Raw genomic sequence first — 20,480 nt, 5'->3', positions numbered from 1 at the left:
GCACCCGCCTCAGAGCAGAAGGACCGCACCATGACGGATCTCGCCAGCCCCGCTCTCGCCACCGGCCCCGCGGCCGACGGCCCGTCCGCCGATTCGATCGATCCCCGCCTGGTCGACGAGAGCGTCGCCCTGGTGCGGCGCTGGCTGCGCGAGGCGTCCGCGATCCCGATCGACGCCTCCGGGGCGCAGCTGGCGGGCGTGCTGAAGGACCCGGCCGGCCTGGACTTCACGGTCGGCTTCGTCGACGGCGTCGTCCGCCCCGAGGACGCCCGCGTCGCGGCGGCGGCGCTGAAGGCGATCGCGGGCGGCGTGCCGTCCTTCCTCCCGGCTCCGATGCGCGGCGCGGTCGCCCTCGGCGGCGTCATGGCGCCGCTCCTCCCGGACGTCGTGGTGCCGATCGCGCGCCGGGTGCTGCGACGGATGGTCGGCCACCTGATCATCGACGCGACCGACTCCCGCCTGGGCCCGGCCATCGCCGCGATCCGCCGCGACGGCGTCCGGCTCAACATGAACCTGCTCGGCGAGGCCGTCCTCGGCCGCGAGGAGGCCCACCGCCGCCTGGAGGGGACGCACCGGCTCCTCGCCCGCGACGACGTCGACTACGTCTCGATCAAGGTCTCCTCGAGCACCGCCCCGCACAACCCGTGGGCCTTCGACGCCGCGGTCGACGACATCGTCGAGGAGCTGGCGCCGCTGTTCGCCCGGGCCGCAGCCTCCTCGCCGCAGAAGTTCATCAACCTCGACATGGAGGAGTACAAGGACCTCGACCTCACCATCGCGGTCTTCACCCGCATCCTCGACCGGCCGGAGTTCCTCGGTCTCGAGGCCGGCATCGTGCTGCAGGCCTACCTGCCGGACGCGCTCTCGGCGATGATCCGCCTGCAGGAGTGGAGCGCCGCCCGCCGGGCCCGCGGCGGCGCCGGCATCAAGGTGCGCCTGGTCAAGGGCGCGAACCTGCCGATGGAGCAGGTCGAGGCCTCGGTCCACGGCTGGCCGCTGGCGACCTGGAGCAGCAAGCAGGACTCCGACACGAACTACAAGCGCGTCGTCGACTACGCGCTGCACCCGGAGCGGATCCGCAACGTGCGGGTCGGCGTCGCCGGGCACAACCTCTTCGACGTCGCGTACTCGTGGCTGCTGGCCGGCACCCGCGGCGTCCGCGAGGGGATCGAGTACGAGATGCTCCTCGGCATGGCCCAGGGCCAGGCGGAGGCGGTGCGCCGCACGGTCGGCTCGCTCCTGCTCTACACGCCGGTCGTCGCGCCGGCCGAGTTCGACGTGGCGATCGCCTACCTGATCCGCCGGCTGGAGGAGGGCGCGTCGAGCCAGAACTTCATGTCGGCCGTCTTCGAGCTCGAGGCCGACCCGGCGCTCTTCGCGAGGGAGGAGGAGCGGTTCCGCGCCTCCGTCGCCGCCCTCGACGGGGCCGTCCCCCCGGCGCACCGCGTGCCCGACCGGTTCGCCGCGTGCGGCCGTCCGGGACCGGGCGACTTCCGCAGCACCCCCGACACCGACCCGTCCGTCGCCGCGAACCGCGAGTGGGCGCAGGTGATCCTCGCGCGCGTCCCCTCCTCCCGGGCCGGCGCCGACGCGATCGAGGCCGCCACGATCGGCACCCTCGACGAGCTGGAGTCGGTGCTCTCCGGCGCCCGCGGCAGCGGCTGGAGCGACGTCCCGGCCGAGGAGCGTGCCCGCATCCTGCACCGCGCCGGCGACGAGCTGGAGGCGCGCCGCGCCGAGCTTCTCGAGGTCATGGCGGCCGAGGGCGGCAAGACCCTCGACCAGGGCGACCCCGAGGTCTCGGAGGCCGTGGACTTCGCCCACTACTACGCCGAGCGCGCCCTCGAGCTCGACGCGGTCGACGGCGCCCGCTTCCACCCGGCCGCGCTGACCCTGGTCGCTCCGCCGTGGAACTTCCCGGTCGCGATCCCGGCCGGCGGCGTCCTCGCGGCGCTCGCGGCCGGCTCCGCCGTGGTGCTCAAGCCCGCCGGTCCGACCGCGCGCTGCGGCGCCGTGGTGGCGGAGGCGCTGTGGGCGGCGGGCGTGCCCCGCGAGGCCCTGCGCCTGCTCCGCCTGCCGGAGGAGGAGCTGGGGCGCGACCTGATCGCCTCCCCGCAGGTCGACCGGGTGATCCTCACCGGCGCCTACGAGACGGCGGAGCTGTTCCGCTCCTTCCGGAACGACCTCCCGCTGCTCGCCGAGACGAGCGGCAAGAACGCGATCGTGGTCACCCCCTCGGCCGACCTCGACCTGGCGGTGAAGGACGTGGTGGCGAGCGCCTTCGGGCACGCGGGCCAGAAGTGCTCCGCCGCCTCGCTCGTGGTGCTGGTGGGCTCCGTCGCGCGCTCGAAGCGGTTCCGCGCGCAGCTGCTCGATGCGGTCTCCTCCCTCACGGTCGGCTACCCGACCGACCCCGCGACGCGGATGGGGCCGGTGATCGAACCCGCCGAGGGCAAGCTGCTGCGCGGCCTGACCGCGCTCGGCGCCGGTGAGACCTGGCTGCTGCAGCCGCGGAGCCTCGACGACTCCGGACGCCTGTGGAGCCCCGGCGTCCGCGACGGCGTGCGCCGCGGCTCCGAGTTCCACCGCACCGAGTACTTCGGGCCGATCCTCGGGATCATGACGGCGGCGACCCTCGACGAGGCGATCGCCATCGTCAACGAGGTCGACTACGGGCTCACCTCGGGCCTGCACGCGCTCGACCCGGAGGAGATCGGCACCTGGCTCGACGGGATCGAGGCGGGCAACCTCTACGTGAACCGCGGGATCACCGGGGCTATCGTGCAGCGCCAGCCGTTCGGCGGCTGGAAGAAGTCGGCGGTCGGCCCGGGCACCAAGGCGGGCGGACCGGACTACCTGCTCGGCCTGGGCTCCTGGACCGCGGCGCCGTCGGAGGCGACCGCTCCGGTCGTCGGACCGGCCGCCCGCCTGCTCGCCGCGTCGCGCGCGGAGCTCCCGGCGGAGGAGCACGCCGCGGTGGAGCGGACGGCGCGCAGCTGCGCGGCGGCGTGGGCCGCGGGCACTCCTCGCGACGTGACGGGGCTGGAGGCGGAGCGCAACGTCTTCCGCCGCCTGCCCTACGACTCCGCCGTGCTGGTGCGCCTGGCCGCCGGGGAGCCGCTGGGCTCGCTCGTGCGGGTGGCCGTCGCGGCGGCGACCGCGCAGGCACGGGTGGTCGTCTCGAGCGCCGCGGCGCTGCCTCCGCAGCTCGCCGCCGGTCTCGACGAGGCGGCCGGCGCCGTCGTGGTCGAGGACGACGCGGCGTGGGAGGCGCGGGTGCGCGCGCACGGCGCCGGACGGGTGCGCCTGCTGGGCGCGTCCGCCGCGACGGTGACGGCCGTGACGGGCGGGCGCCCCGACCTCGCGGTCTACGCCGGCCCGGCGACCGAGGCGGGCCGGCTGGAGCTGCTGCCGTTCCTCCGCGAGCAGGCCGTGTCGATCACGGCCCACCGCTTCGGCACGCCGGACAACCTCACGGACGGGCTGCTCTGACCGGCGTGATCCGACCGGCGTGATCCGACCGGCGCGGTCCGACCGGCGTGATCCGACCGCCTGCCACGAGGTGCCGCTCCGGTACGCCCGCTCCGGCGTGTCGCTACCGGAGCGGCGTCTCGCGGAGAGGGCGACGGAGGGACGACCGGGCGGAGAGGGATCAGCCGCAGGCCGCACGTCAGTCCGCGTCAGCTCCGCGGCGGGTCCGCAGGGGGGAGCGCGCGTCGTTGCTGGCGCGCGGGCCCTCCGGGAGGAGCGCGGCGCGTCCCACGCCCGATCGACGGCGGCGGCCGGGGTCAGCAGGATGTGCGCATGACCCGCCAGGAGAACGGCCGGCGCACCGCCGCGCCCGCCCGCGCGCCACGCACGCGCCCGACCGTCGGCTCCGCCTTCGACCCGCGGTCGAACAGCATCAACGCCCTGCGGCTCGGGCTGGCGGTCCTCGTCATCGTGTCGCACTCCTTCCCCCTCGGCGGCTACGGCGACGACCCCGGGTTCGGCGGCTCCACCCTCGGCGCCTGGGCGGTCGGCGGGTTCTTCGCCACCTCCGGCTTCCTGATCACCGCGAGCCGGCTGCGCTCGCGATCGCTGGTCGACTTCCTCTGGCGGCGCTTCCTCCGCATCTATCCCGCCTTCCTCGTCTCGCTCCTGGTCGTGGCCTTCGTCGCCGCACCGCTCGCGTCGCTCCTCCTCGGAGCCGGCGAGTACAGCGCGGCCGGGGCGGCGCGCTTCGTGGTCGCCAATGCGACCCTCTACATCCGGGAGTACGGGATCGCGGGGATGCTCGGCTCCGTGCCCTACCCGGGCGCGTGGAACGGCTCGCTCTGGAGCCTGTTCTACGAGTTCGTCAGCTACGTCGTCATCGGCCTGCTCGTCTCCCTGGCGCCCGCGCGCTGGGTGCGGCCCCTCGTGGTCACGGGATTCGCGGGCCTCACCCTCGTCGCGGCGGTGCTCGCGACGGACCTCGTCCCGTTCCCGGCACCCCTCAACCAGACGGTGACGCTCGTCGGGTACTTCCTCGCCGGCGCGCTCGTGCACCTGTACCGCGACCGCCTCCCCCTGACGGGCGCGCTCACCGCCGTCGCGGCCGTGCTTCTCGTCCTCGTGATCGCGACCGGCCTCTACCGCATGCTCGCCGGCCTCCCCCTCGCCTATCTGATGGTCGCGCTCGGCGCCCGGCTCCCCCTGCGCCGAGTGGGCGCGACCCACGACGTCTCCTACGGGATGTACATCTACGCGTTCCCCGTGCAGCAGCTGCTCTCGCTGGCGATCGTCGGAGCCGGAGCCGACGTGCCGCTCTGGGCGTACATCGCGCTCTCGGTCGCAGCGACGGTCCCCCTCGCGTGGGCGAGCTGGCTGCTGGTCGAGCGCCCCGCGATGCGGCTGAAGCGCCTCACCGCCCGGGCTCCCGTCGACGTCGAGGGCCACGTCCTGCGCTGAGGCCCGGAGCCGCGAGCCCGGAGCCGAGAGCCCGCGGCCGAGAGCCGAGCCGAGAGCACGGAGCCGCGAGCCCGGAGCCGTCCTCGCACATCCGCCCGCCCGCAGCCGTCCATGCCCGGTCGCGCCCCCGGAGCCGCCCGCCCGCAGCCCCCGCCGGTACCCGCGAGCCCCGCGCAGCCGCCGGACTCCGACTCTCCGCGTCAGCCGTCCCAGCCGCCGGACTCCGACTCTCCGCGTCAGCCGTCCCAGCCGCCGGGGAGGTCGCGGACCACCCGCCAGCGCGGGTCGAGCTGCGTCGCCGCCCCGCCGTTCCACGCGCGGCTGTGGAACCACGCCGCGATCACGTCGGCTCCGCCGTGCACGTGGTCGCCGAGATGCGCGCCCCAGTACGAGAAGGTCGAGTTCGTCAGCACCAGGCGGCGGGACGCGGCCAGCAGGGCGAGCTGCTGCGGCACCGGCGTCCCCGCCCCCGGGAAGCGCACCTCGAGGCCCTCGAGGACGCGGGCCAGCTTCACCCGGCACCAGTCGAGGTCGTCCGACACGATCAGGACGCTGCGCACGGGCTCCCGCTCGCGGGCCAGGGCGAGCGCCGCGTCGACGTACTCGACCACGTCGAAGGAGTAGCGGCCGCGGAAGGCCGGGACGCTGTAGTAGTCGCCGCGCCGGATGTTCACGGTGAGGTCCGCCTCCGGTCGCGCCGCCGCCACCAGAGCGGTGAACGGGCCGCCGGGCGGGAGCAGCATCGTCGCGACGAAGTCCGCCAGCTCGTCCGCCGTGAACTCCACGCCGAAATCCTGGTGAACGCTCCCGAGCTCGCGGGGGCTGAAGAACGACATCCCCGCCGGGGGCACCACGAGCTCCTCGACGACCCGCGGGAAGACCTCCGCCCACTCCGCGGTCCTCCGCGTCGCACGCACCGCGGTCGGCACCCCGCGGCTCCGGCGGGCGTGGGCCTGCAGCCAGAAGTAGGCGAGGTTCCCGATCCCGAACGACTCGCCGGGCAGCAGCACCGTCGTGCCCTTTCGGCGGAGGGGCGCCAGCAGTGCCGAGCGGACGTCGCCGAGCGTCACCACCGCGGGCCTCCCCCGCTCACGAGAGCTCTCCGAGCGCCACGAGCTGGGCGAAGCCGGGGTGCGCGGCCCGCACCTCCTCGAAGGTGCCGGCCCCCTCGATCCGGCCGCCGTCGAGGAAGAGCAGCCGGTCGGTGCCGCGCACGGTCGAGAGCCGGTGGGCGACCACGAGGACGGTCATGCTGCCGTGCAGCTCGGCGACGGCCCGCGAGATCTCGTGCTCCGTGCGGTTGTCGAGCGCCGACGTCGCCTCGTCGAGGACGAGGACGGAGGGGCGCCGGTACAGCGCCCGGGCGAGGCCGAGCCGCTGGCGCTGGCCGCCGGAGAGGCGGACGCCGCGCTCGCCCACGCGGGTGTCCAGACCCTGCGGCAGCCCGCCGACGAACTCCTCGAGCTGCGCCGTCCGCAGCACCTCGCGCACGCGCTCGTGGTCGACCTCGGCCGCCGGCACCCCGAAGGCGACGTTCGCGGCGACCGTCGCGTCCAGGAGGAACACGTCCTGCGGCACCACGCCGAGCCCCGCGTACCAGGCCGCCGGGTCCTCGTCGATCGGCCGCCCACCGCAGAGGATCCGGCCGCTCGTGGGCGGGAGCAGGCCGAGGACCAGGTCGAGGAGGGTGCTCTTGCCGGCGCCGCTGGATCCGACGAAGGCGGTCGTGGCGTTCCGCTGGATCACCAGCGAGACGTCCCGCACCACGTCCACGTCGGAGTCGGCGTAGCGGTACGTGACGTGCTCGAGCGCGATGTCGCCGGAGTAGCGGCCGCCCGGCCCGGGCCTCTCGTCGTGCGCCCCCTCGGAGGCGAGCTCCTCGGCCGCCTCGGAGACGATCCGCAGCCCCACCTGCCCGCTGCGCACGATCGCGAAGGTGGCCGAGACGCGGTTGAGGGTCGGCAGGGCGCGGAGGGAGGCGGCCGCGAAGACGCCCAGGACGGAGAGCGCCTCGGCGCCGGAGCCGGTGGCGACGAGGATCCCCGAGACGCCCACGACGGCGACGACGAAGCCGATCTCGAGCAGGTACTTCGGCAGCTCCGAGACGAGCGAGAGGGAGCGCAGAGCCTGGGCGCTGCGGCGCTTGGCCCCGCTGAAGCCGGCGACCAGGCTCGCCGCGCTCGACGTGAGGCGCGCCTCGCGGAACCCGTCGAGCGAGGGGAGCAGGAACTGCCACGACTCCAGCGCCGCCTCCGCCATCTCCTCGCCGATCCGGCCCTGCCGCCGCCGCAGGAGCGCCTGGACGCCGCCGAGCAGCACCGCGAAGAAGACGGCCGCGAACAGGGTCGCGACCGGCGAGGCGACCAGCAGGATCGCCACGATCGCGACGAGCACCAGCAGGTCGGAGGCGATGCCGATCACGCCGAGCAGCACGCCGGCCGCCTGCGCGCTGGCGTCGTTGATGGTCCGGTACACCTCGGCGAGGCGCCGGGAGCGGTGGACGGCGTAGGGCGCGAGGACGTACCGCCGGAGCAGCTCCGTCGCAGCGTCGGCCGATATCCGCGTGGTGCGGCCGAGCAGCCACCACCGGAAGACGATCGTCCCGGCGCTCTTGAGCACGAAGACGACCGCGACGAAGCCGGCGATGATCGGGAGGAGGGTCTGGACGTCCGTCGAGCCGAGGACGCCGGAGAGGACGCCGAGCGCGCCCGTGGTGGTGTCGGTCCCGGTGAGCAGCGCCATGAGCGGCACCATCGCGGCGACGCCCAGGGTGTCGAGGACCGCGAGCGCGAGGGAGCCCGCGACGGCGGCGGTGATCCAGCCCGGAGAGGCGGCGCCGGCCAGCGAGAGGAGGGTGCGCAGCCCCGGCCGCAGGGACCCGCCGCTCACGCCGCCACCCCCTCGTACACGGCGGCGATCCCGCCGCACATGGCGGCGACGTCCCGCACGGCGCGAGGAGCCGCGGCCCTCGACGCCTGCCGCTCCAGCGCCGCGGCCACCGCCTCCGGGTCGTCGGCGTCGACCAGCGAGTCCCGCTCGACAATCTCGGGGTTCCCGCCCACCGCGGAGGCGACCACGCCGATCCCGCGGGCGGCCGCGTCGAGCAGCGTGTAGGAGCAGTTCTCCCAGACCGAGAGCTGGGCGACGACGTCCGCCGCGGCGAGCGCCGCCTCCGGATCGGCGAAGCCGGGGAACGACACGGCGTCGCCGAGGCCGAGCCGCTCGGCCCGGGCGCGCAGGGTGCCGTCGAGCGGACCCTCGCCGGCGACGGTCAGCGTGGCGCCGGGGACGCGCCGGCGCAGCACCGCGAAGGCCTCGAGCAGCGCGTCCAGGCGCTTCTCCGGCGCCAGGCGCGCGAGCGAGAGGACCCGGAGCGACCCGGGCTCCCCCGGCTCGCGGTCGCGGGGCGCGGCGTCGACTCCGTTGAGCACGACCTGCACCGGCAGGCTCGGCCGCCACTTCTCGATCATGGTGCGGCGGGTGGCCTCCGAGACGGCGATCGCGGAGTCGAAGGACCGCAGCCGCGCGTGGTGCGCCGCCGCGGTCGTCCGCGCCCGCAGGGCGGTGCGGTGGTAGACGTCGGGCCCGGCGATGCCGTGCTCCGTCGTGACGCGGCGGACCCCGCGGGGCAGCGGGGTCGCCGCGGTCACGAGGTCGGCGTGGGCGAGGTGGGAGTGGACGACCGCCGGGCGGAGAGCCGCCGCGGTCGCGCGCAGGGTCGCCACGGAGGCGGCGGCACCGGCGGACACTCCGAAGCACCCGGTCGTCACGGCCGAGCCCTGCTCCCGCAGCCGCTCGGCGAGCGCTCCCTCCGGGCAGAGCACGACGAGCCGGTGGCCGGGGATCCCGTGCCGGGCGGCGTCGAGGACGTGGCGGGCCACCCCGCCGAACTCGCCGACCGGCACCGCCCAGAGCGCGAGCGGGGTCACAGCCACTCCTCCAGCCGCTCGAGCGCGGTCCAGAAGCCCTCGCCGCTGTTCACGTGCCCCTGCCAGATCTCGGGGATGAACGGCACCCCGGGCGCCAGCTCGTCGAGCGACGCCGCGAAGTCCGGCCAGTCGATCTCGCCCTCGCCGATCTGCACCCCCTCGCCGTCGACACCCGTCGCGTCGACGAGGTGCAGGTGCGCGCTGAGCGGAGCGAGCAGCGCCACCGCCTCCGAGAAGGCGAGCCCGAGGTGGTTCGCCGCGAGCTTGGTGTGCGAGGCGTCGAGGCAGAGCGGCGTGCCGGTCGCGGCCGCGAACTCGGCGGTGTCGCGCGGGTCCACGAAGAGGTTGTGGAACTGCTGCCCGCCCATGAGCCACGGGTAGGGCGGGAGGGTCTGCGCCAGCACGCGGACGCCGCTCGCGTCGATCCGCTCGAGGGCGTCGGCGACGCGCTCGTAGAGGGGAGCGCGCTGATCCGGAGCCACGTGCGCGTGCCGGGTGAAGCCGCCCATCGTGACGACCATCATCGGGTCCTCCTCCTGGCGGAACCAGCGCGCGAGGCTCCGGGTGGTCTCGACGGTGCGCTGCACCTCCGCGATCGAGCGCTCCCACACGTCGTCGTCGAAGGAGGCGAGGTCGACGAGGAAGTCGCCCGCGAACAGGTCCGGCAGGTGGGTGGTGAAGCCGGAGTCGAGGCGGCGGGTGAACACGTCGTCCGGCTCGATCTCCAGGTCGCGGTACGAGAAGTGGAACTCGAGGAAGTCGGCGTTCGACTCCGCGGCGAGCGCCGCGTGGTCGTGGTACCGCACCGGCAGGCCCCAGGGGCGGCGGAACCGGAACGGCCGGCCGGACGGCGTGCTCTCGCGCAGGTCGCCGGCGAAGAAGAACCCGCCCTCCTCGACGTCGCGGTGGAGCGCGCGGCCGAGCAGCTGCGGCAGCTCGTTGGGCTGGAGGCCCCGGCCGGGGCTGCGGACGACGACGTCGGCGGCGCGCACCACGTCCCCGATCGAGAGGTCGCGGGAGGCGACCAGCGACTTCGCGAGCGAGACGCGGTTCATCGACTCCCCCGTCGAGACCGATCGGGCGTCGCGCGTGCCGAGCGAGTCCTCGATGTCGCGGATCTCGCCGACCATGCGGCGGAACTCGTCCGGGAGCAGGGACACCGTATGGTCGTTGCCCTCCATCCCCCGGTCGACCGTGAAGTGCTTCTCGACGATGCGGGCCCCGCGGGCGACGGCGGCGACGGGGACGTGCCAGCCCCGCTCGTGGCCGGAGTAGCCGACGACGCCGCCGCCGATCTCGGCGAGCCGGTCGAGGTAGGCGAGGTTGAGGTCGCGGTAGGGCGCCGGGTACGTCGACTGGGTGTGCAGCAGGGCGAAGGAGGTGCCGAGCGAGCGCAGCAGCGCGACCGACTCGAGGATCTCGGACTCGCGGGACATCCCGGTGCTGAGCAGCAGGGGCAGCCCCCGGGTGCCAGCGTCCTCGATCAGGCCGTGGTTGGTGAGGTCCGCCGAGGCGATCTTGAGGCCCGGGATCCCGTAGTCGACGAGCGCCTGCACGCTCGGGGCGTCCCACGGGGTGCAGAGGATGTCGATCCCGGCCTCGGCCGCGTGGTCGAAGACCCGGAGGAGCGGCTCGGCGAGCAGCGAGAAGCGGCGCAGGAGGTCGATCGTGTACTGGGCGCCGAGGTCCTCCCCCGCGGTGGCCCCGCCGGCGCGCCGGTAGAGGGAGTCGAGGTCGCGCAGCTGGAACTTCACCGCGTCGGCGCCCGCCTCGACCGCGAGGTCGACCAGCCGCCGCGCCAGATCGACCGATCCGTTGTGGTTGTTGCCGATCTCCGCGATCAGGAAGGCCGGGTGGCCGTCGCCCACCTCGTGGCGGCCGATCCGCAGCGCCCGGTCGCCCTCGACCGCGATCGCGACGAGGTGCCCGCGGTCGTCGACGAGCGGGAGGTGGCTGATCCCGTCGCGGCCGAGCCGGGCGGCGATCGCGGTGGCCGGCTCGTCCGCTCCCGCCGTGCGGACGGCGGTGTTCGCGACGGCGAGGGCCGGGACGTCGAGGGAGGCCGTCGGGTTCGCGATGATCCAGCGGCGGAAGTCCCCGTCGGACACCGACCCGCGGAGGATCCCGTGCCCGTCGACGCAGAAGACGATCCGCTGCTTGTTCGCGTTGATCTTGGCCAGCGCGGTGAGCACCGGGTCCTCGGCGAAGACGATGAACGGGGCGAGGTGCCGGTCGATGATCATGCGCCGCCTCCCGCCGACAGGCTGAGGAGGGTCTGCTCGACCACCGCGAGGTCCGCCTCGGTGTCGATGTCCCCGCCCTCCGCCTCGTCCATGACGAACAGGCCGACCCGGCCGCCGATCCGGTTGCGCTCGCGCTCGTAGACCTCGGTGCGGGTGAGGTAGAGGGACCCGGTCTCGCGGTAGAAGAAGTCGGCCTCGGCGAGGTCCTGGCGCCGCGGCCGGGCCGTGACGTCGTACTGCGGCACGGCGGCCCCCTCCTGCAGCCGCCAGAGGAACGGCGTCTGCGGGACGACGCCCACCAGCGAGTCGACCCCCGTCGAGGCGAACTGCTCGAGCGCGCGGGCGAGGGTGCCCGGGAGCCGGATCGGCGAGGTCGCCTGGAGCAGCATCACCGCGTCCGGGCGGCGACCCAGCGCGGCCCGGTGCTCGATCGCGTGGAGCACGACGGGCTCGGTCGCCGTCTCGTCGCGCGCCAGCTCGGCGGGCCGGAGGAACGGCACGTCCGCTCCCGCCCCCTCCGCGATCGCGGCCAGCTCGGGGTCGTCGGTCGACACGAGCACGTCGAGTCCGGCAGCGAGCGCCTGCTCGATGCTCCAGACCACCAGCGGGCGGCCCGCGACGGGGCGGGCGTTCTTGCGCGGGACGCCCTTCGAGCCCCCGCGCACGGGGATGACGCAGAGAACGGTCACGGGGTGCCTCCTTCGGCGATGGCGAGTGCCCGGCGGGCGACGGCGACGGCCGGCTCGACGGACGGGACGGGCGGAGCCGCGGTCGGCGTCTGCCCGCCCCAGCGCGCGAGCCGGTACCGGCTCCAGAACTCGAGCACCCAGGCGGGCGGGTCCTCGCAGACGACCCACGCGGGGATCCCGGCGGCCGCGGCCTCGAGGACCCCGGTCGAGAAGATCGAGGCGACCGGCCGGGCCTGCGCGGCGAGGTCGCCGCCGCGGAGCACCCGGATGCCGCGGCGCTCCCACTGCGCGTGCTGCCAGCGCGAGCGGCGGTCGACCTCGGCGGGGTGGGGGCGGTAGTCGGCGCCCGCCTCGCGGCAGAAGCGGGAGGCGGTGGCCGCGGCCGTCCGCCGGGGCAGCTCCGCGCCGTGCAGCTGCCCGAGGAACAGGGGCCGCTCCTCGAGCCGCTCGGGGCGCGGGCGGCGCGACGCGGTCCAGAGCAGCTGGCTGCCGACGACCTCGGTCTCCACGTCGCTGCGGCCGGAGGTCCAGAAGGCCGCGTCCTCCTCCGAGAACGCCAGCAGCGTCGCTCCGGGCGGGAGCGGCGGGGCGGAGGGGGTGAGCAGGCCGTGCTGCACGACCAGGAAGCGGGCGCCGAGGATTCCGGACCAGCGGTGGGCGGCCGCTCCCGCCGCGAGGAAGTGGCCGGTGGCGATCACGGCGCGGAGGCCCCGCAGCTCGGCGGGCGGGTCCGCCTCCGGGTCGACCGGGTGCGCCCTCCAGCGGCCCGGCAGCAGCCCGGACAGCGCGTCGCCGGCTCCGGAGGGAGCGAGGACCGCCGCGGGAGCCCCGCCGAGAGGAGCGAGCGAGGCCGCGGTCGAGGCGAGGGCGCTCGCAGTCGACGCCTCCACCGCGAGCAGGACCGCAGGCCGGTCGCCGCGCACGTGCAGCACCAGGCGGGTCGGCTCGGAGCGCCGCAGCGCCGCCCGGGCGGTGCGCAGCGGGTCGCGGCCGCGCTGCCAGCGGCGCCAGGCCTCCAGGTCGGTCGGGTGCGTCAGCGCCACAGTGCCCTCACCTCCCGCATCCGGTGCACGAAGGTGTGCTCGGCGCCGGTGCGTCGCGCGCCCGCCTCGCGGATGCGCCGCGCCCAGGAGTGGTCCGCGCCCGCCCGCCGCACGTGCTCGACGAGCTGGTCCCGCTCCTCGAAGACGAGCACCTCGCTGCCCACCTCGTAGAACTCCGCCACCTCGGGGCGGTCGATCAGGGTCAGCGCCCCGACGCCCGGCGCCTCGAAGGCGCGCATCGAGAGCCCGCCGTGGCCCGCGCCGTGCAGCGCCAGGGTCGCGGTCGAGCCGGCCATCACTCCGTAGTAGCCCGCCCGCGGGACGTCGCGGCGGGCGGGGACGCCGGCCGAGCGCCAGCGGCCGGTGCGCGCCACGTCCCAGGGGTGCCGCGACCACTGCCGCCCGTACGCCTCGACCGCGACCCCGCCGGCCGCGAGCTCCCGCAGCACGCGCTCGCGCTCGGGGTAGCGGGCGCCGACGAAGGTCACCGCGGCGGAGGGGCGGGGGCGGAAGGAGAGGAGGGAGTCGAAGGCGTCGGGCAGGTGCCCGGCCGGAACCCCCGCGCGGGCGAGCTCGGCGACGTCGGCGGCGGAGTAGCTGACGATCGACACCGCCTCCCCGGCGAGGGAGCGCAGGCGGTCGACGGGGTGCCCCATGTTGCGGAGCTCGTCGTAGAGCCAGAGCACCACGGGGACGCCGGCGCGGCCGATCTCCTCCCACCAGGCGTCGCCGAGGGAGTCGCCCTTCACCACGAGGACGGCCCGGGGCCGGACGGCCCGCAGCGCCGCGATCGCGCGGTCGGTCTCGGCGCGCATGGACGAGCGCCGGAGCCGGCCCCCGGGGAGCCGGTGGCCGAGGGCGTCGCGCACGTGGCCCAGCCCGGTCGCGGCGTCGTAGCGGTGGACGACCACGTCGTCGCCCAGGTGGGCCAGCGCCGATTCGAGCGCCTCCCAGTAGCCGTGGAAGACCGGGCTCACCACGAGCACGGGCCCGCTCACCGGGACGCCGCCTCGGCGGCGGCGACGAGCCGGAGCTCGCGCCGGAGGACGGTCAGCGGGCGCACGTCGCTGCCGGCGGCGGCGCGCACCGCGTTGGCGGCGAGGTTCACGGCGGAGGCGGCGCGCAGGGCCGCGGCGAGGGCGGCGGGGCGCCCGCCCCACTTGCGGGCGTAGCGCAGGCGCGAGGCGACCAGCCAGATCAGCCGGCGCGCGGGGTCGGAGGAGCCGCCTCCCGTGTGCTCGGCGACGACGGAGCCGGCGAAGACCGAGGGCACGCCGCGCTCGCGCAGCCGGCGCTGGAGGTCGACCTCCTCGCAGTTCATGTGGAAGGACTCGTCGAACCCGCCGACCGCGCGGAACTCGGCCACCGGCAGCAGCATCACGGCGCCCACCACCCAGTCCACCGGCACCGTCGCGCCCGGGGCGCACCGGGTGTCGTGGCCGACGGCGGCGTGCAGCCGCGGGCGCCAGCGCGCGAGCGGAGTGAGCCACTCCACGACGTAGTGGCGCAGCCGCGGGAAGCGCCGGCCGACCCACTGCCGCTCCCCGCCCGCGTCGACGAGGTCCGGAGCGACGACCGCGGGCAGCCACGGCCGTCCCGCCTCGAGCAGGTCGCGGAGGAAGGAGGGTCCGACGACGAGGTCGCTGTTGAGCACCAGGAGCAGCGGGTGGCGCGCCCGGGCGGCGCCCGTGTTCACCGCGGCGCCGAAGCCGCCGTTCCGCTCGCGCCGCACGACCTCCACTCCGTCGATCCCGGCCGGGAACGGGACCGGGGAGGCGTCGTCGACGACGACGATCTCGAGGGCGGGGGGCGACTCCTGGCTGCGGAGCCGCTCGACGAGGGCGAGCGCGGGCGCGGGGTCGCCGTAGTGCGGGATCACGACGCTCACCCCCTCGGCGGTCACCTCGCGACCGTCTCGGCGGCGCGGTCCCGGCGGAGCGAGCGGCGGGTGCTCCGGACGGTGGCGGCCGGGGGCTCCGCGCCGACGGGCAGAGCGCCGAGAGCGGGGAGGATCACCCGGAGCAGGGCGTCGATGTCCTCGACGGCCGCCGCGGCGACGTCCGGTCCGCGCCCGAACGGGTCGGCGAAGTCGTCCTCGGCTCCGTAGGGGGCGGTGTCGTCGGCGAGCAGCCGCAGGAGCGGGACGCCGGGGGCGGCTCCCGCCAGCCGCGCCGCCCGGCGGACCGTGGTGGTGCGGCGCGCGGCGGCCGGGAAGTGGCGGGTGACCCACTCCCGCTGGCCCGCCTCGAACACCAGCACGGGATCGGTGCCGGCGAGCATCCGGCCGTCGGCCTGGCGCGCGCGGTGCCCGGCAGTGGAGAGTCCGCGGGCCCGCAGCGCATCGCTGAGCTCGGGGTCGAGCCCGCGGCCGGCCTCCGCGTGCGTTCCCGCGCTCTCGACCCGCCAGTCGGAGCCGGCGCCGAGCAGGCGCGCCGCGATCAGCTCGGCCGAGGGCGACCGGGCCACGTTCGCATGGCAGAGCAGGAGCAGGCGCCCGCTCATCGAGCCGCCCGGCGGGACGTCTGCGGAGGCAGGGCCCGCGACTCCACCGGGGCGAGCTCGGACCGGCGCGGTGCCGCCGCCGCGCGCTTGCGCCCCGTCGCCGGCTGCGGCTCCGCGTAGTACGCGTTCTTGCGGTCGTAGTAGTAGTACCCGGTGTCGCCGTCGCGGGCGGTGACCATGTTGAGCACGGTGCCGAGCACGCGGGCGCGGACCTGCTGGACGATCCGCCGGGCGGCGACCACCTCGGGCCGGCGCGTCTGGTTCGAGGCGACGACGAAGACGACGCCGTCGACGACGGTCGCGACGATGGACGCGTCCGTGACGGGCAGCACGGGCGGGGCGTCGATGATGACGAAGTAGTCCTTGGAGAGGCGCGCGACCAGGGCGCGCATCGCCTCGGAGCCGAGCATCTCGGACGGGTTCGGCGGGATGTGCCCGGCCGGGAGGGCGTAGAGGCCCGCGGTGCCGGTGGGGCGGATCGCGTCGTCCACGGGGATCTGGTGGCTGAGGACCTCGCTGAGGCCGATGGCGCCGTCGATGTCCAGCATCCGCGCCACGGAGGGCCGGCGGAGGTCCGCGTCGACCAGGAGGGTGCGCTGCCCGGACTCCGCGGTGACGCGGGCCAGTCCGGCGGCGATCGTGGACTTGCCCTCGGCCTGGTTGGCGCTGGTGATCACGACGCTGCGCGTCTCCTCGTCGACGCTGGAGAAGCGCAGGCCCGTCCGGAGCGAGCGGAACGCCTCCGCGGTGAGCGCGTCGGTGCCGCGGCGGCCGCCGGTCCGGCCCGGGCGTCCGGCCTTGGGGATGCGCCCGAGGACGCCGACGCCGAAGAGCTCGGTGAGGTCGTCGACGGTCCGCACGCGGATGTCGAGGGCCCGGCGGAGGAAGGCGAGACCGAAGCCGAGCACCAGGCCGCCCAGGGCGCCGAGCAGGATGTTCCGCACCCAGTCGGGGCTCGTCGGGGCGGCGGGCGGCTCCGCGTTCTCGAGCGGGACGACGGTGATCTGCGGTGTGCGGTCAGCGGTGGACTGCGTCTCGATGTCGGTGATGACGGCCGCCAGCGCCGCGAGCGCCCCGTTGGCCAGGGCTGCGGCGTTCTGCGCGGTCCCGGCCGCGGCGGTGACCTCGATCAGGGTGCTGCCCGGAGCGACCCTCGCGGTGAGGCGGCCGCTCAGGGCCTCTCCGCCGGGGTTCGCCTCCGGGTCGGCCTCGATCCGCTCGGAGACGGCGCTGCTCGAGATCAGCGGCAGGTAGGCGTTCGCCCGGGTCACCGCGGTCTGCGACCCGCTGATCGCATCGGCCGAGCTGCCGTCGCTCGCGGCGATCACGAATCCGGCCGAGCTCGACTCGTAGACCTTCGGAGTGAGGAACGAGAAGGCGGCCATCGCCAGAGCTCCGACGAGCACGGCGCCCACGAGGGTCCGCCAGTTCCGCCGGATGAATGCGATGAGATCGACGACAGTCACTGCGCACCTTTCTGCGTGCCGCGCATGCGCCGCACGACGATGCTGAGGTGTCGGTCACGCTAGCAATGCGGAGCGCCTTTCCCTAGGCGGTCCCCGACCCCTCGGGAGGCCCTTTCTGCGAGGATGACGACATGTCCGCGCCAGGGGGAGAGATCGTCGTCGAGAGGCGTTCCCCGCTCGTTCACGAGGCCTTTCCGATAGCACATTCCGCTCGGATACTCGATGCCGTCCTGATGGGCCTCCTGGTCTACCGGCTCCCCACCCTCTTCCTCCCGGGGAGCGTCCCGCTGGCCCAGACGGCGCTGGCCGCCCTGGTCCTCCTCAGCCTCTTCCGGCGGCCCACCCGCCGTCTCGGACGGGCCGCCTGGTACCCGTGGCTGTGCCTCGCCCTGCTCGCCTTCGTCCTCGCCGGCTCGTCCTTCGACGGCCTCGACGCCCTGCGCCGGGCGGCGAACATCGCGCTCGTCATGCTCGCCGCGGGCTTCCTCGCGAGCGGGCGGATCGACGTGGTCTCGGGGCTCAAAGGACTCGCCGCGGCGCTGTCGCTGAACGCCGTGCTGTTCGTCGCGGGACTCGCCCCGGACAGCTACCAGGGCGCCCTGACCGGCTACCTGCAGGACAAGAACGTGGCCGGTCTCGTCTACGGAGCGGCGGCGCTGCTGGTCTCGGCGCTCAGCTCGCGGCTGTGGCTGCGGGTCGGCGTGCTCGCGCTCGGGGCCGCCGCGGTCGTCGCCACCGACTCCCGCACGTCCATGGCGGCCTACGCCTGCGCGCTCGTGTGGCTCGTCGCGGCGCCGTACCTGCGCCTGCTCTTCCGCGCGCTCCTCGGCGGCGGCCTCGTCCTGCTGTTCCTCTGGGCCGAGCGGAACCTGGCGACGGCCGGCGACTACGGGGTGGAGCGGGCCGGCTCCGACGCCCTGCGCGCCCGCATCCTCGACGCCTCGGTCGACAAGGTGGCGCTCTCGCCGTGGACCGGCTCCGGGCTCGGAGAGGCGACCGCGCGGGTCGACGGGATCGACTGGTTCTTCCACAACTCCTACCTGGCGCTGATGGCCGAGGGCGGCGTCGTGCTGCTCGTCGGCGTCGTCGGCACCGTGCTCGTGGCCGGCTTCGCGACCACGGCCGCCGGGGCCGGGAGCCGCCCGGGGCACGCGGTCGGCGCGGCGAGCATCCTGGTGCTGCTGTGCGCGACGCAGCTGGGCGAGGTGTTCTTCGCCCCGATCTCGTTCGTCGTGATCGGCGCGGGTCTCGCTCTGCTCGCGGAGCAGTCCGCCCGCGCCCGCGCTCTGCCGCCGGAGTAGCGCCTCCCGCGTCCACCCGATCCGGCGCGGATCCACGGATCCGGGGCGCGGAGGTCCCGGTCGGCGGGCCCTTCCCGGTGGGGCGGAGGTCGCCCGGTGCGGCCCCGGCCGACCGCCGCTCAGGCGCGGCCGCGCTCGCGGACCGCGTCGCGGAGTACCGCGCGGACGCCCGCCCACATGCGCCGCGCGTTCAGCCCGGCCAGCACCCGCTCCCGGCCCGCGCGGGCGACCTCGGCCCGCTTCCCGTCGTCGCTCAGCACCGCCTCCAGCACCGCCGCGATCCCCGCTGGATCGTGCAGGGGCAGCGCGAAGGACGTCTCGCCGTCGCGGATGTAGCCGGTCATCGCGGCGCTCGCGGTGACCGCCGTGCAGGTCCCGCAGCCGGAGGCCTCCAGCAGGACGCTCTGGCCCGTCGGGTAGGCGAGGTCGTGGCTGGTGACGACGACGAGCTCGGCGTCGCGCAGGTTGTCGCGGTGCCGATCGACCGGGACGGGGTCGTGCAGGACGACGTTGGCCGGCAGCGCCCGGGACGGCCGCCGCGCAGGAGTGGTCACGATGTCGAACCGCCGGTGCGGCAGGCGCTCGGCGGCGGCGACCAGCGAGTCGAAGTCGCGCCCGCGGTCGACACCGACGGCGAGCACCTCGAACCGCTTCGGACGCGGCGGAACGGGCCGGTAGTAGTCGGAGTCGACCCCGAAGAGCACCGGTGCGATCCGCCGCTCGTCGACGCCGTGGCGGGCGAAGACCTCGCGCTGGTTCTCGCTGAGCACGACGAGCCGGTCCACGCCCTGGAGCAGCCGGACCACCTGTCGGCGCCGCTCCGGCGAGCCGGTGAGCAGCTCCTCCGCCCACCAGCAGGAGAGGACCACGAGCGGCGTGCGGCCGTACGGCCCGAGCCGCGCGCGCCGGAGCAGGGCGGGGAGGCCCGCCTCCGGCTCGAGCACGCAGAGCACCGCGTCGGCCGAGCGGACCGCCCGGAGCGCGCGCAGCTGCGTGTCCACGTTCAGCCCCGTGCGGTGCTCCACGACGTCGCGGAGCTTCACGTGCGCGGGCCGAGACGCGTGACCGGGGACGAGGAGCCGCGTCGAGTCGTCCCGGAGGAGGTCGGCCCGGTACGGCAGCCTCCCGCGGGCGAAGGGCTCGCCCGGAGCCAGGCGCAGTGTCGAGTGCTTGAGGAACAGTCCGAGCACTCTGAGGACTTCCGGTTCGCGGGTCATCGTCGTCCTTTCCCGAGGGAGGAGGAGAGGCTCCCCGCGGCATTCCCCGGAAAGCGGATCGGTCTCCTGGCGGGAGGATCAGGAATCATCGGAGAGGGCCATCCGCGCCAGAAGTCCGTCGATAGCCGACTTCCCGGAGGACGGGGAGTAGGAATCGTTCCAGCGGGCACGATCCCTCTCCCGCGACTCCGATAGTCCTCTCTTCTTCCGGGCTCTGATCAGCTCGGCCAGAGCCCGCGGATCCCCGGCTCGGAACGTGGCGTCGATCGACGGGCCGACGACCTCGGGGAGCGCACCGCTATCGCTCACCACCACGGGGACGCCGGCCGACATCGCCTCCGTCACGACCAGGCCGAACGACTCCGGCTGCACCGACGGCACCACCAGGAGGTCGATCCGCGAGAAGAGGTCGCCGGGCTCGATCCACCCCGGCCGGTCCACCAGAGCGGCGACCGGAGCGAGGGCCGCCTCCACCTCGCGACGCTCCCGCTCCGCCACGAACCGGGGCTCGCCCGCCAGCACCAGGCGATACGCGCCCGGTTCCCCGGCCTCCAGCAGCGCCAGCGCCTCGGTGAGGACCCGCACCCCCTTCGCGAGCGAGGGACGCCCGAGGAAGCCGAGGACGGTCGTCCCGTCCTCCCGCGGCCGCGCCTCCGGCAGGTCGACGCGGCGGCTCCAGTTCGGCAGCACGGTCGACCCGGGGACGACCCCCGCCAGGTAGCGGGAGGGGACGAGGGTCGCCAGCGCGCCGCGGCGAGCCACGGGCGCGAGCAGCCGCTGCAGGCCGGACGGGCGCTGGTGCAGATGCACGATCCGCCGCGGACGCCCTGCGGTCGCGACGGCCGGCACCAGCCCGTTGCACCACAGCACGCCCTCGCGGGAGGAGGCGTCCCAGCGCCGCAGCGCGCGCATCCAGGCGGGTCTGCCCGTGGCCTCGAGCTCGACGACCCGGTGGCCGGCGGCGAGGGCGGCGACGACGAGCGCACGCGGCTCCGAGGGGCCGACGACCACGACCGGGACCTCGAGCGCCTTGAGCGCCTCCGCGATGCTCAGCAGCATCACCTCGCCGCCGCCGATGTCGCCGTTGTTGGTCGCGAGCGCCACCGGAGGCCGCCCGGCGCCGCACGGAGGCGGGCGGGGCGGCGGATGATCCACGGG

At 75.4% G+C, this 20,480-nt stretch carries 15 protein-coding genes; 3 read left to right on the top strand and 12 right to left on the bottom strand.

Features of this window, described 5'->3' with window-relative positions; all coding sequences use genetic code 11:
- Positions 1-30: 30 nt before the first annotated feature.
- Positions 31-3,492: a bifunctional proline dehydrogenase/L-glutamate gamma-semialdehyde dehydrogenase gene (locus C5C44_RS05090; RefSeq protein WP_104335449.1), complete on the top strand. Its 3,462-nt coding sequence runs from the start codon at positions 31-33 to the stop codon at positions 3,490-3,492.
- A 312-nt stretch (positions 3,493-3,804) separates the two neighbouring features.
- Positions 3,805-4,932 carry an acyltransferase gene (locus tag C5C44_RS05085; protein WP_104335448.1) on the top strand — a complete coding sequence of 376 codons (1,128 nt, stop codon included), beginning with the start codon at positions 3,805-3,807 and terminating at the stop codon, positions 4,930-4,932.
- Between the two features lie 236 nt (positions 4,933-5,168).
- Here the strand turns inward: C5C44_RS05085 and C5C44_RS05080 are convergent, their stop codons facing one another.
- The 10 genes from C5C44_RS05080 to C5C44_RS05035 are packed head-to-tail and all read right to left on the bottom strand — an operon-like array spanning position 5,169 to position 16,804.
- Positions 5,169-6,002 carry an alpha-1,2-fucosyltransferase gene (locus tag C5C44_RS05080; RefSeq protein WP_181132722.1) on the bottom strand — a complete coding sequence of 278 codons (834 nt, stop codon included), beginning with the start codon at positions 6,000-6,002 and terminating at the stop codon, positions 5,169-5,171.
- 19 nt (positions 6,003-6,021) lie between these two features.
- Complete coding sequence (locus tag C5C44_RS05075; RefSeq protein WP_104335446.1) at positions 6,022-7,821, bottom strand: ABC transporter ATP-binding protein; 1,800 nt, start codon at positions 7,819-7,821, stop codon at positions 6,022-6,024.
- Complete coding sequence (locus C5C44_RS05070) at positions 7,818-8,861, bottom strand: glycosyltransferase family 4 protein (protein WP_104227196.1); 1,044 nt, start codon at positions 8,859-8,861, stop codon at positions 7,818-7,820. Before C5C44_RS05070 ends, C5C44_RS05075 begins: the two co-directional genes overlap by 4 nt.
- Positions 8,858-11,104: an N-acetylneuraminate synthase family protein gene (locus tag C5C44_RS05065; protein ID WP_104335445.1), complete on the bottom strand. Its 2,247-nt coding sequence runs from the start codon at positions 11,102-11,104 to the stop codon at positions 8,858-8,860. Before C5C44_RS05065 ends, C5C44_RS05070 begins: the two co-directional genes overlap by 4 nt.
- Entirely contained in the window at positions 11,101-11,793 is a 693-nt protein-coding gene (locus C5C44_RS05060; RefSeq protein WP_104329399.1) for a cytidylyltransferase domain-containing protein, read from the bottom strand. Before C5C44_RS05060 ends, C5C44_RS05065 begins: the two co-directional genes overlap by 4 nt.
- On the bottom strand, positions 11,790-12,836 hold the full coding sequence (locus C5C44_RS05055) for a hypothetical protein (protein ID WP_104335444.1): 1,047 nt from the start codon (positions 12,834-12,836) through the stop codon (positions 11,790-11,792). Before C5C44_RS05055 ends, C5C44_RS05060 begins: the two co-directional genes overlap by 4 nt.
- Entirely contained in the window at positions 12,827-13,834 is a 1,008-nt protein-coding gene (locus tag C5C44_RS05050; RefSeq protein ID WP_104335443.1) for a glycosyltransferase, read from the bottom strand. The genes C5C44_RS05055 and C5C44_RS05050 overlap by 10 nt, the downstream gene beginning before the upstream one ends.
- Positions 13,831-14,739, bottom strand: a complete 909-nt coding sequence (locus tag C5C44_RS05045) for a glycosyltransferase family 2 protein (protein ID WP_104267845.1) — start codon at positions 14,737-14,739, stop codon at positions 13,831-13,833. Before C5C44_RS05045 ends, C5C44_RS05050 begins: the two co-directional genes overlap by 4 nt.
- Positions 14,736-15,338: a hypothetical protein gene (locus tag C5C44_RS05040; protein ID WP_104227202.1), complete on the bottom strand. Its 603-nt coding sequence runs from the start codon at positions 15,336-15,338 to the stop codon at positions 14,736-14,738. The genes C5C44_RS05045 and C5C44_RS05040 overlap by 4 nt, the downstream gene beginning before the upstream one ends.
- Complete coding sequence (locus C5C44_RS05035) at positions 15,335-16,804, bottom strand: polysaccharide biosynthesis tyrosine autokinase (RefSeq protein WP_104335442.1); 1,470 nt, start codon at positions 16,802-16,804, stop codon at positions 15,335-15,337. The genes C5C44_RS05040 and C5C44_RS05035 overlap by 4 nt, the downstream gene beginning before the upstream one ends.
- Before the next feature lie 233 nt (positions 16,805-17,037).
- On the opposite strand from C5C44_RS05035, the gene C5C44_RS05030 reads away from it, so the two are divergent.
- A complete protein-coding gene (locus tag C5C44_RS05030) occupies positions 17,038-18,105 on the top strand; it encodes an O-antigen ligase family protein (protein ID WP_104335441.1) in 1,068 nt (355 codons plus the stop codon).
- 119 nt (positions 18,106-18,224) lie between these two features.
- On the opposite strand, the gene C5C44_RS05025 is transcribed toward C5C44_RS05030, so the two are convergent.
- Both C5C44_RS05025 and C5C44_RS05020 read right to left on the bottom strand, forming a co-directional pair.
- A complete protein-coding gene (locus C5C44_RS05025; protein ID WP_104333735.1) occupies positions 18,225-19,322 on the bottom strand; it encodes a glycosyltransferase family 4 protein in 1,098 nt (365 codons plus the stop codon).
- Between the two features lie 78 nt (positions 19,323-19,400).
- A partial coding sequence (locus C5C44_RS05020) for a glycosyltransferase family 4 protein (protein WP_219827832.1) occupies positions 19,401-20,480 on the bottom strand: 1,080 nt, incomplete at its 5' end.

Source organism: Rathayibacter sp. AY1F6 (assembly GCF_002932035.1).
GTDB lineage: Bacteria > Actinomycetota > Actinomycetes > Actinomycetales > Microbacteriaceae > Rathayibacter.
The sequence above is the reverse complement of the archived record's forward strand: the minus strand, read 5'-3'. Positions and strand labels throughout refer to the sequence as shown.